11 protein-coding genes and 1 pseudogene are annotated in these 12,819 nt (G+C 63.8%); 10 read left to right on the top strand and 2 right to left on the bottom strand.

Features of this window, described 5'->3' with window-relative positions; all coding sequences use genetic code 11:
* Positions 1–38: 38 nt before the first annotated feature.
* From ACJ512_RS18095 to ACJ512_RS18080, 4 genes are all read left to right on the top strand, one after another.
* Positions 39–1,145: a virulence factor Mce family protein gene (locus ACJ512_RS18095; protein WP_407688404.1), complete on the top strand. Its 1,107-nt coding sequence runs from the start codon at positions 39–41 to the stop codon at positions 1,143–1,145.
* 4 nt (positions 1,146–1,149) lie between these two features.
* Positions 1,150–2,619, top strand: coding sequence for an MCE family protein (locus ACJ512_RS18090; protein WP_085242819.1), 1,470 nt, complete (start codon positions 1,150–1,152; stop codon positions 2,617–2,619).
* Positions 2,583–3,320, top strand: a complete 738-nt coding sequence (locus ACJ512_RS18085) for a DUF1109 domain-containing protein (protein WP_085242818.1) — start codon at positions 2,583–2,585, stop codon at positions 3,318–3,320. Before ACJ512_RS18090 ends, ACJ512_RS18085 begins: the two co-directional genes overlap by 37 nt.
* Positions 3,321–3,382: 62 nt before the next feature.
* Complete coding sequence (locus ACJ512_RS18080) at positions 3,383–4,090, top strand: hypothetical protein (protein WP_085242817.1); 708 nt, start codon at positions 3,383–3,385, stop codon at positions 4,088–4,090.
* Between the two features lie 289 nt (positions 4,091–4,379).
* Here ACJ512_RS18080 and ACJ512_RS18075 read toward each other — a convergent pair whose 3' ends face one another.
* Positions 4,380–5,177 (bottom strand): SDR family oxidoreductase, encoded by a 798-nt coding sequence (locus ACJ512_RS18075; protein ID WP_085242816.1) that lies wholly within the window; start codon positions 5,175–5,177, stop codon positions 4,380–4,382.
* Positions 5,178–5,204: 27 nt separating this feature from the next.
* Complete coding sequence (locus tag ACJ512_RS18070; protein WP_085242815.1) at positions 5,205–6,032, bottom strand: mycofactocin-coupled SDR family oxidoreductase; 828 nt, start codon at positions 6,030–6,032, stop codon at positions 5,205–5,207.
* Between the two features lie 575 nt (positions 6,033–6,607).
* Here ACJ512_RS18070 and ACJ512_RS18065 point away from each other — a divergent pair.
* The 6 genes and pseudogenes from ACJ512_RS18065 to ACJ512_RS18040 all read left to right on the top strand — a co-directional run bounded on the left by ACJ512_RS18065 (position 6,608) and on the right by ACJ512_RS18040 (position 12,803).
* Complete coding sequence (locus ACJ512_RS18065; protein ID WP_085242814.1) at positions 6,608–6,973, top strand: DUF4286 family protein; 366 nt, start codon at positions 6,608–6,610, stop codon at positions 6,971–6,973.
* The gene (locus ACJ512_RS18060; RefSeq protein WP_085242813.1) at positions 6,973–7,581 is read left to right on the top strand and encodes a nitroreductase family protein; all 609 of its coding nucleotides are present in this window, start codon (positions 6,973–6,975) and stop codon (positions 7,579–7,581) included. Before ACJ512_RS18065 ends, ACJ512_RS18060 begins: the two co-directional genes overlap by 1 nt.
* Positions 7,582–7,611: 30 nt before the next feature.
* A pseudogene (locus ACJ512_RS18055) lies at positions 7,612–9,755 on the top strand (acyl-CoA dehydrogenase).
* Between the two features lie 13 nt (positions 9,756–9,768).
* Positions 9,769–10,905 (top strand): thiolase C-terminal domain-containing protein, encoded by a 1,137-nt coding sequence (locus tag ACJ512_RS18050; protein WP_085242812.1) that lies wholly within the window; start codon positions 9,769–9,771, stop codon positions 10,903–10,905.
* Positions 10,902–11,312 carry a Zn-ribbon domain-containing OB-fold protein gene (locus tag ACJ512_RS18045; RefSeq protein WP_085242811.1) on the top strand — a complete coding sequence of 137 codons (411 nt, stop codon included), beginning with the start codon at positions 10,902–10,904 and terminating at the stop codon, positions 11,310–11,312. The genes ACJ512_RS18050 and ACJ512_RS18045 overlap by 4 nt, the downstream gene beginning before the upstream one ends.
* Before the next feature lie 336 nt (positions 11,313–11,648).
* Entirely contained in the window at positions 11,649–12,803 is a 1,155-nt protein-coding gene (locus ACJ512_RS18040; RefSeq protein WP_407688405.1) for an acyl-CoA dehydrogenase family protein, read from the top strand.
* Positions 12,804–12,819 lie beyond the last annotated feature (16 nt).

The following is a 12,819-nucleotide window of genomic DNA, read 5'->3' as shown; positions in this document are numbered from 1 at the left end:
TGTCGCGCGCAGCCATAGGGGTGGTGGCGGTACTTGCTTTGGCGACGCTGTCCGGCTGCGGGTTCCGCGGCGCGAATTCGCTTCCGCTGCCGGGAACCAAAGGGCGTGGCCCGGGTTCCTACACCATTCAGGCGCAGATGCCCGATGCGCAAAATCTGGAACGGAATTCCCGGGTTCGGGTCAATGATGTCACTGTCGGCAAGGTGACCAATATCGAGCTTCAGGGCTGGCATGCGTTGGTGACCATGACGATCGACGGCAACGTCGACCTGCCCGCCAACGCAACCGCCACGGTCGGGCAGACCAGCCTGCTGGGGTCGGTACACGTCGAACTGGCTCCACCGCCTTCTGGGATCTCGCCCGAAGGCAAGCTCAAAAACGGGTCGCTGATCCCACTGTCGTCAGCCGGCACCTACCCGTCTACCGAACGGACATTGGCCGCGCTTTCGCTGGTGCTCAACGGCGGCGGTCTCGGCCAAGTCCAGGACATCACCAAAGCCTTGAGCACCGCCTTCACCGGCCGCGAGGAGGACTTAAGAAGCCTGCTGGGACAGCTCGACACGTTCGTCGGCTACCTCAACGACCAAAAAAACGACATCATCGCCGCAACGGACAGTCTCAACAACCTGGTCGGTCAATTCGCCGACCAGAAGCCGGTGATCGACAGGGCGGCCAAGACCATCCCGGATGCGTTGAGCGTGTTGAAAGACGAGCGGAACGCCCTGGCCGACGCGCTCGGTGACCTCAGCAGATTCGGCGCACTTGCCGCTGACTCGGTCAACAAGACCAAGGAAAACCTGGTCAAGGAACTCAAGGACCTTGGCCCGGTGCTGCAGTCGCTGGCTGATGCCGGGCCGGCGCTGACTCGATCGCTGGATTTCTACGGGACCTTCCCGTTCCCCACGAGCACACTCAGCAAATGGATACGCGGCGACTACGCGAACCTGACTGCCATCATCGACCTGACGCTGAGCCGACTCGACTCGTCATTTTTCACCGGTACCCGGTTCGAGTGCAATCTGACTGAGCTAGAGCTGCAGTGGGGCCGCACCATCGGCCAGATGCCCAGCCCATGCATGGCGGGAAGCCAGTACAATCCCGGTAACCCGCTGGTTGTCCCCTACCACTTCGATCAGGGGCGCTGATCTCATGCTCACCAGGCGAATCAAAATCCAGCTGCTGGTTTTCACGGTTGTCAGCCTCACCGCGGGTACCATCATGTTCTTCGACTACATGCAGGTCCCGACCGTGTTCTTCGGGGTCGACCGCTATACAGTCACGGTGCAGCTCGCCCAGGCCTCTGGCCTCTATCCCGGAGGCAACGTCACCTACCGCGGAGTGGAGGTGGGCCGAGTGCGCGACGTGCGATTAACCAATAGTGGCGCCGAGGCGGTGCTGCAGTTGGATTCCGATGTTCGTATCCCCGCGGATCTGAGCGCCCAGGTGCACAGCGTGTCCGCGGTCGGCGAGCAATATGTTGAGCTGCTGCCGCGCACCGGAAAGGGGCCGTCGCTGACAAACGGCGACGTGATCCCCGTGGACCGCACCTCTATTCCGCCAAGCCTCAACTCGCTGCTGCAGGCGACCAATCGTGGCCTGAACGCGATCCCGCGCGACAACCTCAAAACGGTGGTCGACGACTCCTATGCCGCCGTCGGCGGGCTCGGCCCAGAACTGTCCCGGCTGGTGAATGGGACCTCGAAGCTCGCGATTGACAGCCGAAAGAACCTCGACGCGCTCGTGACCTTGATCGACGGGTCAAAGCCACTGCTGGACAGCCAGATTCAGTCATCGAATGCGGTGCAGGAGTGGGCCGCCCACCTGGCGACCATCACGTCGCAGCTGCGGGACAACGACTCCGCGGTCGCGGGCCTGCTTAGCACCGGCGGCCCAGCAGCTGCCGAGGCCCGGCAGTTGTTCGACCGGCTCAACCCCACATTGCCGATCGTGCTGGCCAATCTGGTCAGTGTTGGGCAGGTGGGGGTCACCTACCGGGATAACCTGGAAGCTGTCCTGGTGGAGTTACCGCAGGGGGCGGCCGACGTCCAGGCGACGGGGGTGCCCAACAGGAACACCAAACAGGATTACCTGGGTAGCTACCTCGCCTTCAACCTGAACCTCAACTGGCCGCCGCCATGCACCACGGGGTTCCTGCCCGCCCAGCAGCGGCGGTCTCCCAGCTACGAGGACTACCCGGATCCACCTAAAGGCGACCTATACTGCCGGGTGCCGCAAGACTCGATGCTCGACGTGCGCGGCGCGCGCAACCTGCCGTGTGAGACCCGCCCGGGCAAGCGCGCCCCGACGGTGAAGATGTGCGAAAGCGACGAGACGTATGTTCCCCTCAATGATGGGTGGAACTGGAAGGGTGACCCGAACGCGACGTATACCGGGCAGGATGTCCCGCAGCTCAGGCCAGGAGAGGAGCCGTCCGGGCAGGCCCCACCACCGTCGCCGCCGGGTCCGCCACCACCTCCCATCGCGGCTGTCCAATACGACCCAGCCACCGGCATGTACGTGGGGCCAGACGGGCGTATGTATACCCAAGCAGACCTGGCCCACGGGGCCACAAAGGAGCAAACATGGCAGAGCATGCTGATTCCTCCCAAGAGGAGCTGAGTGAAACGGGATCGGCGGCGATAACCTCGGCCGGACACACCGACGAGGGTTCGTCGGATTTGCCCAACCAGGTCACCTCGAAGGAGAAGAGCGCCGCGGCGGCACTCGCATCGGCGCAGGCGGCGGAAGACTTGACCGACGAAGCCGACGATTACAGCCCCGCGGTTGATGACGAAGTCGACGATGCCTCGCAAGAGGCTGCGCCAGTCAACAAGCGGATGTCGCCGCTACGGCTGGCAACAGTGTTGGGCCTGGTCACAGTCGCCGCCCTGGGGGCGCTGGCCGGGTGGTTCGGGTTTCGAATGTATCAGTCACACCAGGCCCAAGAGCAGCGCGAGTTCTTAGTGCAGGTCGCAAGGCAAGGGGCACTGAACCTGACGACGATCGACTGGCAACACGCCGATGCCGACATCCAGCGCATTCTGGACTCGGCGACGGGCACTTTCTACGACGACTTCTCGAATCGATCGAAACCCTTCATCGACGTCGTCAAGAAAGCGCAGTCGAAGTCGGTAGGAACGATCACCGAGGCGGGCGTGGAGTCGCAATCGGGCAACGAAGCCCAAGTTCTGGTTGCTGTGTCCGTGAAGACATCGAATCTCGGTGCGGCCGAACAGGATCAGCGACATTGGCGAATGCGAATCACCGTGCAAAAGGTCGGAAACGATGCGAAAGTCTCCAACGTCGCCTTCGTGCCATGAGGAACTTCCAGCTCGGCAAGCACCGAGCACTAAGTCTAAGAGCCAGAAAGAGAACCATCGCTGTGCCGGTTGAAATTGATTCCACCGCCGAGCAAGACGAGGCCACGGTCACCGAGGAGACGACTGACCAGGCCGCAAGCGCGCCAAATGACCCTCGGACGACCGGTGATGCCCAAGGCATCAGCGCAATACAAGACATTCTTGCGTCAGAGGAAGCGTCTTCCGAGGATGCGGACACTGAAACCGAGGAGCCGAAAGACGTTGAGCTCCCGGTGCGTAGGCGCAGAGTTAAATGGTCTGGGGTGTTGGCCTTCGGAGTGCTGCCCGTGCTGGCCTTGCTAGTCGCGGCGGCCGCTGGATTCCTGAAGTGGCAAGACGGGTGGATCCGCAACTCTGGAACCGCCGCGATCGAGTCGGTTGCAGCGGCCAAGGAATCCACCATCTCGCTGTTGTCTTACCAGCCCGACAGCGTGGAAAAGGATTTGGGGGCCGCCCGTAGCCGATTGACCGGCAAGTTTCGGGACTCTTACACAGACTTGGTCCGCGACGTGGTGATACCCGGCGCCAAGAAGGACCACATCTCGGCGATCGCCACCGTGCCCGCTGCCGCCTCGGTGTCGGCGACACCAAACCACGCGGTCGCTCTGGTGTATGTCGACCAGGTTGTGACCGTTGGCAATGATGCGCCTACCGACACCGCATCCACCGTCCGGGTGACATTGGACAGGGTCGGCAGCCGATGGCTGATCTCATCGTTCGATCCGATCTAATTTAAGGCTAATTCGAATACCGCAGCTGTAGATCGGGATCATTGTTGTTCGCGGCATCGATGGCAGGCAGGATAGGCGTCCTCGGTATTGGTGTCGTCGATGCCGTCGTGACCAGGCCAGCAGATGGATATCCAGAAGCAGATGATCGACTGGTGGGGTCCGATCATTGACGGGTGTTACGCCTTATCTCCAGCGGCGGGCGCGGTCGATCTCGTTCGAGGCGCCGCTGGCAGGTCCCCGATGCCGGCAATCTGTGCCAGGGCGAGCTGGTCAAGAAGTACGGTGGCGTTTAGAACGCTGACCGGTGCAGGCCGCCATCGACTTCGATCCAGCTGCCGGTGATATAGCCTGCAGGCTCGGAACAGAGATAGGCGATAAGCGAGGCGATCTCATGCGGCTTGCCCATCCGCGCCGCTGGCACTCGGGCCTGGGTCAGCATGTACTCGCGTCGTTGCTCATCGGTGCCGGCCCCCAGATTCTTATCGATGTAGGCGATCGCGTTGTCGGTTTCGATCCAGCCCGGCGCAACGGTATTCACCGTAATGCCGTAGCGGGCATATTCGTCGGACACTGTCTTGAGCAGCCCGATCGTCGATGGGCGACTGGTGTTGGCGACCGCGTGATGGATGTTGCCGGCCGGCTCCTTCGCGGTAGCCGAACCGACGTGGACGAACCGCCCCCATCCAGCGTCGCGCATACCAGGTAGCACGGCCCGGAGAAGGAAGATCTGGCTCATCGTGTGCAGTTCAAATGACTCGCGGTAACAGTTCACGTCGGTGATGTCGCCGAAATCGCCGGGCCGCTGGTACTTGGCCTGACCCACGACGATCAGCGGTGGCCCCCACTGTGATCGAACCTGGCGGACCGCATCGTCCATCTCGTCCTGGTGACTGACGTCGGCCACGAGGCCCATTGCGGCGCCGCCCTGCGCGCGGATCACATCGACCGCAGCGTCGATGTCGGATTCGGTGCGGGCGAGTACCGCTACTCGACAGCTCTCGGCAGCAAGAATTTTCGCGACCTCAAAGCCGATGCCCTTGCTTCCGCCGACGACCAGCGCGGTTTTGCCGGTGATGCGGTAGTCCACGTCTGCTCCTCGATAAACCGGGATAAGCTAGCGCCGCACGTCCATACCTGCGTCCACCTTGAGCAGGCTTCCGGTGAACGACCGCCCAGCGTCGGAGATCAAGAACAGGATCGCGTTGCTGACGTCCTTGGGCTCGATCATGGGAAGGTCCGGCAGCGCCGTCTGCATTGCGCTGACCAGGTGAGGGTTGTCCTCGATGACCTTGAACAGGGCTGGGTTCTCGGTGATCATGGGCGTCGCGCAGTTCGTCGGAGCGACCGCGTTGACCCGGATACGCGCCGGTGCAAGCATATTCGCGTATGCGCGGACGAGGCCGGTGATCGCTAGCTTGGACATCAGATAGGCGTCAGAGCCGCCGCGGCCGTCGGTGAGATCCAGCAGGGCAGCCATCGAGCTGGTGGCTACGAGGTTGCCGCCTTGGCCGCGTTCTTTGAGGTGGGGGATCGCGACCTGGAACGCGTTCCAGACGCCGATCAGCATGATGTCGATGCCGACACGAAGCGCTTCGGAGGCGTCGCTTTCGTCGGGGTTGGTCAGGATCACTCCGGCGTTCGCGATTACGGTGTCGATGTGGCCGAAGTGCTGCACACCCGCGTCGAACGCCTCTTGCAGAGCGGCCTTGTCGCGGACGTCGGCGGTACGGAACAACATCTCCCGCCCGGTCTTCTCGACCAAGCGTGCGGTCTCCTCCAATTCGTTGGCCGTTCCCAGCCTGTAGGGCACCACGTCGAGGTCTTTACAGATGTCGACACCGACGATGTTCGCGCCCGCCTCTGCGCACATCACCGCGTGCGAACGGCCCTGGCCGCGTGCGGCACCGGTAATGAATACGACCCGACCATCAAGTACCGCCATACCCGTTCCTCTCGCCGATTATTGATGATGGGGGGCACGGCGCCCAGGCGCGTAAGATCAAATGGGGTCAGCCGTCCCACGAATGGGATGCTACGCCAAGCATTTAGAATCATCAAACTAGTTGTATAATTCACGATTAGCTGGCAAGTGACGGCCTGAGCGGAAGGTCCAGTCGAGCTGTCTGTGACATTCGACTGTCATCATTGGGCGGTCGTCAATGCGCCAAACGAGGCGTGAGCAGTGACAGATCTGGAGTGTCCCCGCGTTATCGGCAACGTCGAGCCGACCGTTAGTACAGCCTACGAGGGTCAAAACCATTCGGCCAGTGCTGTTTTGCTCGAGCATCGGGGTTATCTGTTTTGTCTTAGCCACGTACGTCTACACAGCCTGGATCGTTTCCGACGCCGCGCCGGTTGAATCCGGCCCCGATCCGATCCTGGCGGACACGCGACTCACCCCTGCGGCCTTCAAATCTACCTTGCGCGGTCCGGATTGACGGTGCGTTGACTGTGACAGTCGACTGTCATAATGTGACCTCGACGCGCTGGACCAGCCCACTCAGAAAGGCGTGACCCGTGGCCGAGAACCTTTTTCTTGTGCTCACCAACCCTGTGCAGGGCCAAGACGAGGCCTTCAACACCTGGTACGACACCCAGCATGTGCCCGAGGTTCTCGACGTGCCCGGCGTGGTGGCCGCGCAGCGCTACGACCTCTCCGAGGTCACCGTCCCCGAGGACGAGGACCTCCCGGCGCAGTTGCCGCCGCCGACCCACCGCTACCTGGTGATCTACGAACTGGACCGCGACCCTGACACCGTAATGTCAGAGTTCCTGAAACGCGTCATGGCAGGCAAGCTGTCGCTGCACGAGACGCTGGACCTCACCACCATCTCGCTCACGGGCTGGAAACCTCGGGGCGAACGTCGGGTTGCTGATCAATAGTGGGTGACCTGTTGGCCATCATGCACGCCCAGCGCGCCTGCCGGCGATTCAACCCCAACGCCGATGTGCCCGACTCCGATATCGAGCAGATCCTGCAGGCCGCGGTGCACGCCCCCAGCGCCGAGAACACGCAGCCCTGGGCATTCGTGGTGGTCCGCGACCAGAAGACGCGGTCGCTGCCCGCCGAGTGGTGGACCGAGACGTGGAACGCCGGCGGGGGCGACTTTATCCGGAGCAGCCGCGACGATAAGGCGCTGATCGCCGACCTCGAATACGGCTTCAACCGGGGAGGATTCGCAGCGGCCCCGGTCGTCGTCGCCGTCTGCGTGGACACCGAACGCGTTGCCGCGATCTACGCGCCGTCGTCGATCTACCCGGCCGTGCAGAACCTGCTGCTGGCCGCGGCGGACCTGGGCTACGGTTCCTGCTTGACCACCGGACTGACGACGTTCGGCGTCGACCGCGTCCGCGAACTGCTGGGACTGCCGGGCACCCTGCTGCCGATGGCGGCTGTCTACCTCGGCGCGCTTGCGAAAAAGCTGTCACCACCGCGTCGCCGGCCCGCGGCCTCGGTGACGTTCCGAGAGCGGTACGGCAACACCTGGTGACGACCGAGTGACGAGAATCGAGCGCTGCCAATGCCTTTGGCGATAACCGAAGATCACCGCGCGCTGGCCGACGTGGCGAAGGCGATGGTGGCCGGGCGCGCGGGGACGGAGTGCGCCCGCCGCATCCTGCTCGACGCCCCGGCTGGCGGCCGTTGGTGGCTCGATGACGGGTTGTGGAAAGAGATCGTTTCCACCGGCTGGCTGGGCCTGCACATCGAGGAGCGATTCGGCGGCCAGGGCTATGGGCTGCCCGAGCTGACCATTGTCCTGGAGCAACTTGGCCGCGCGGCGATCGGCGGACCGTGCCTGCCGACGGTGATCGTGTCGTCGGTGATCGCCGAGGCCGGCACCGAAGAGCAGCGCGAGCGGTGGCTACCGCGCCTGGTGTCCGGTGAGCTGGTGGCAGGCATCGGCACGAGCAGCGACGCGGTCCGAACGGATTCTGCGATCTCGGCCGACGCCGTCGCCGCCCTGGCCGAACCCGACGCCGATGTCTTCCTCGTCCCGGTGGGAGACGACCTGATACTGGTCGAGGCCGGAGAATTCGTCACTGCTCGCCGCACCGACTCCGTGGATCTGTTGATGCGGCCGGTTACCATCCTGAGGTTGTCGTCGGCGCCCATCGCCGATGTGTTCCCGGGCGCCGCCGGGGCGGCGACCCGGATGGTGCGCCTGCTCGCCGCCGCAGAGGCCGTCGGCGGCCTGGCGGCGTGCACCGAGATGGCGACGACCTATGCGGCCGCGCGCGAGCAGTTCGGCCGGCCGATCGGCTCGTTCCAGGCCGTCAAGCATCACTGTGCGAACATGCTGGTCGACACGGAGTTGGCGGTGGCAGTCACATGGGATGCCGCCCGGGCGTGCGGGCCGGAAGCCGAGCTGGCCGCCACAATGGCGGCCGGTCACGTGCTGCCCGCCTACCAGCGGGTGGCGCTGCAGAACATACAGGTGCACGGCGGCATCGGCTACACGTGGGAGCACGACGCGCACCTCTACGTCCGGCGGGCGACGGTGTTGGTGACCTTTGTCGGTGGGCCGGAGGCGTTGCGCGACAAAGTTATCGAACTGCAGAGCCGAGGGCTGCGGCGGCGTCACACCGTGGACCTGCCACCTGAGGCCGAGCAGTACCGGCGGGCCGCAGAGGAATTCCGTGACGAGCTTAGGCGAACCGACGCCGCCGAAAAGCCCAAGCTGTGGGCCCGCAGCGGTTACCTGGTCCCGCACTGGCCCCAGCCGTATGGACGGGCCGCCGATTCCGCGGAGCAACTGGTGATCGAGGAGGTGCTCGGCGGCCTCGACAAGACGGACCTGGGACTCGGCGGATGGGTGGTGCCCACGCTGCTGCAGCACGGCAGCGCTGAGCAGGTCGAGCGCCTGATCTGGCCGAGCCTGGAAGGCGAGCTGCGGTGGTGCCAGTTGTTCAGCGAGCCCGGTGCCGGTTCGGATGCCGCCGCAGTCGCGACGAAGGCCGCGCGGGTCGACAACGGCTGGCGGGTGACTGGCCAGAAGGTGTGGACCAGTGACGCGATGAACTGCCAGCGCGGGCTGGCCACCGTACGCACCGATCCGAACGTGCCCAAGCATCAAGGCATCACGGCCATGATCATCGACCTCGCCGCACCGGGCATCCGGATCCGCCCACTCAAGGAGGCCACCGGCGAGACGTTGTTCAACGAAGTGTTCTTCGACGACGTCTTCGTGCCCGACCGTGACGTGGTCGGCGCCGTCAACGCCGGTTGGAGTGTGGCGATGGCAACGTTCGGCAACGAACGGGTGTCCATCGGCGGTGGTTCGGTGACCATCGGGCCGATGCGTTGGTCGATCTGTTGGCGCGTCACCGCGCCGGCGACCAGGGCCTGGCGCGAGAGGTCGGAGCACTGCTCATCGAGGCGTATTCGGTCGCGGCCCTTAACCTTCGGCAGGCTGCACGGGCCGTCTTCGATACCGGCCCCGGGATAGAGGGCAACATCGCCAAGCTTTTCGGTGCCGAACATGCCCAACGCGTTGCGGAACTGGCGCTTCGCATCGCCGTCCGGGCCGTTCTCACCGGCGCTGAGGGCAACATCCCGCACGACTATTTGTTTAGCCGGTGCCTGACGATCGCGGGCGGAACATCGGAGATCCTGCGCAACCTGATCGCCGAACGCATTCTCGGTCTGCCGCGCGAACCGAAGTAGATCGGAGGATCTGATGACCTGTGCCATCGCCGGGATCGGACGCACCACCTACACCCGCAAGTCCGGCCGTACCACCCGGGGCATGGCCGTGGCCGCATGCCGGGAGGCGATTGCCGACGCCGGCCTGGCACCGGCCGACATCGACGGGATCTGTACCTACATGGTCAACGATTCCGAGCAGCCGATCTTCGTCGGATGGGCTCTCGGGATCGAAGAATTAGCCTGGGCCAACGCCATGTACGGCGGCGGTAACCTGGTGGCCGACCAGATCGCTACCGCCGCAGCTGTGATCGAGGCGGGCATGTGCCAAGCTGTGCTCGTCTATCGATCGCTCAACGGCCGCTCGGGATACCGTTTCGGCCACATCGAGGGGCCGCTGCAGGCGCGGTACGACGACCAATTCGACACCGTCTCGGGGTTCATGGTGCCGCCGCAGTGGTTCGCCATGTGGGCCCGCCGACACCAGCACGAGTATGGCTCGACGTGCGAGGACCTCGGCCAGATCGTGATCACGCAACGCAAACACGCCGGCCCAAACGAACACGCGCTGCGCCGCGAACCACTCACCATGGACGACTATCTGGGCGCTCGCTGGATCAACGAACCGTTCCGGGTGCTGGACTGTACGTCCGAAGTCGACGGTGCGGTGGCGATCTTGATCACTCGCGAGGACGTGGCGCGCAGCGCCAAGCAGCCACCGGTGTGGCTGGTCGGATCGTCGAACTCTCAAAGCGGGGCAGGCTGGACGGAATGGGACGATCCCACCGAAATGTATGCACGCACAGCCGGTCCGAAGATTTGGGACAAGACCGGACTGAGTCCATCGGACATGGACGTCGCGTGCGTGTACGACTGCTTCAGCTACACGGTAATGGCGACGATGGAGGGCTACGGCTTCTGCGAGAAAGGTGAAGTCGGGAAGTTCTTCTCCACCGGGCGCGCGACCTACGGCGGCGACGTGGTGGTCAACCCGCACGGCGGCCTACTGTCCGAGGGCTATATCCATGGGCTGAACCACCATTACGAGGCGGCGCTGCAACTGCGCCACGCCGCGGGCGTGCGCCAGGTCGACAATGCGCAACTCGCGCTGGTCACCGCCGGCGGCGGGCCCTTCGGCGGGGCGAACGTCTACAGCAAGGAGCACCCGTGAAGAATCCCGCGCTGGCGGCGCCTGTTCCGGTGCCCGACCCTGACTCGGCGCCTTTCTGGGAAGGTCTGAGAAACGGGAAGTTGATCCTGTGCCGCTGCAACGACACAGGGAAGTGGATACATCCGCCATTGGAACGCAGCCGGTACACGGGTGGTCCCGTGCATTTCGAGGAGGTCAGCGGTGACGGCACGATCTTCAGCTATATCGTCGTCCGCCAGGCCCTTGTCCCGGGCCGTGTGCCGCCTTACGTCGTTGGGCTCGTCGAATTGGCCGAGCAGCCGGGCCTCCGGATCAACGCCGTCATCGATGCCGATCCGGCCGATGTCCGGATCGGCGAGCCGGTAGAGCTGCGCGTCGCCGATCTCGGGGAAACCGGTTACCGCATACCCGAATTCGTCATCAAATAGGCATACGGACGGACGTTGTCCGCCCCTCAGCATGGACCAAACCTGCTCGGTGGGTCTCAAGAACAGCGGGTGGTCCCGCTCGGTCATGGGATGCGTCAAGACATCGACCTGGTGCCGCAGCACTGGTGGCTGAGCCCCCTGGATGGCGAAGTTTCGGCGGCTCGATTAGGGCGAGATCATGTTTGATGCGCTAAGCATGTATGCTTCGTTGCCGGTAGGCGGCGGCACAATGCCCCGCGTTCATTCAATCGAAGTAGGCACCGTCGTTCGTGCGGGCTTTGGCTGCGCCCGAATCGTCGTGTAGCTCCTGGTACATACCGCAGCGGAAGGGGATCGATGTTCGCGGCACTAACCGATGAAGAGTCCATGTTAGTCGACACGGTGCGGGCGTTCATCGACCGTGAGGTCAAGCCGACGGTGCGCGAGGTGGAACACGCCAACGAGTATCCGGAGTCCTGGATCGAGCAGATGAAGCGCATCGGCATTTACGGCCTGGCGATCCCGGAGGAGTACGGCGGATCGCCGGTGTCAATGCCGTGCTACGTGGAAGTGACTCAGGAGCTCGCGCGTGGGTGGATGAGCCTGGCTGGGGCGATGGGTGGCCACACCGTCGTCGCGAAACTGCTGACGCTATTCGGCACAGAGGAGCAGAAGCAGAAGTACCTGCCAGCGATGGCGACAGGCCAGATTCGCGCGACGATGGCGCTGACCGAGCCGGGAGGTGGCTCGGACCTGCAGAATATGACCACCACCGCGTTTCGCGACGGTGACGATTTAGTGGTCAACGGATCCAAGACCTGGATCAGTAATGCCCGCCGGTCTGGGCTGATCGCGCTGCTTTGCAAGACCGACCCGAACGCGTCGCCACGGTACCGGGGCATCTCCGTCGTGCTGGTCGAGCATGGTCAGGGCGTGATCGTGTCGCGCGATCTGCCCAAACTCGGCTATAAGGGCGTTGAAACCTGCGAGTTGACGTTCGACCACTGTCGCGTGGCGGCGTCGGCCGTCTTGGGCGGCGAGCCGGGTCGGGGCTTTTCTCAGATGATGAAAGGCCTGGAGACTGGCCGCATTCAGGTGGCAGCGCGCGCGCTCGGAGTCGCAACGGCGGCGCTCGAGGACGCGCTCGCCTATGCACAGCAACGGGAGAGCTTCGGCCAACCGATCTGGAGGCACCAGGCTGTCGGTAACTACCTTGCCGACATGGCGACTAAGCTTACTGCTGCTCGCCAGCTCACACGGTATGCCGCTGAGCGGTACGAGAGTGGCGAACGCGTCGATATGGAGGCCGGCATGGCAAAGCTGTTCGCGTCCGAGGTCGCGATGGAGATCGCGTTGAACGCGGTGCGCGTCCACGGCGGCTACGGCTATTCGACGGAGTTTGATGTTGAGCGCTACTTTCGCGATGCCCCGCTGATGATCGTCGGCGAGGGCACCAACGAGATCCAGCGCAATGTGATCGCCAGCCAGCTCGTCGCGCGCGGCCGCTGCTGACTAAACAAATGTTGAC

Origin of the sequence: Mycobacterium cajalii, from assembly GCF_045809005.2 — a bacterium.
GTDB lineage: Bacteria > Actinomycetota > Actinomycetes > Mycobacteriales > Mycobacteriaceae > Mycobacterium.
Note: the sequence above shows the minus strand (reverse complement) of the source record. Positions and strands in the feature narration are given on the sequence as shown.

Bases quoted from the DNA above. Each gene is read 5' to 3' on its own strand.
- ACJ512_RS18040 (WP_407688405.1), top strand. From the start codon at position 11,649: ATGTTCGCGGCACTAACCGATGAAGAGTCCATGTTAGTCGACACGGTG.
- ACJ512_RS18090 (WP_085242819.1), top strand. From the start codon at position 1,150: ATGCTCACCAGGCGAATCAAAATCCAGCTGCTGGTTTTCACGGTTGTC.
- ACJ512_RS18050 (WP_085242812.1), top strand. From the start codon at position 9,769: ATGACCTGTGCCATCGCCGGGATCGGACGCACCACCTACACCCGCAAG.
- ACJ512_RS18070 (WP_085242815.1), bottom strand. From the start codon at position 6,032: ATGGCGGTACTTGATGGTCGGGTCGTATTCATTACCGGTGCCGCACGC.
- ACJ512_RS18085 (WP_085242818.1), top strand. From the start codon at position 2,583: ATGGCAGAGCATGCTGATTCCTCCCAAGAGGAGCTGAGTGAAACGGGA.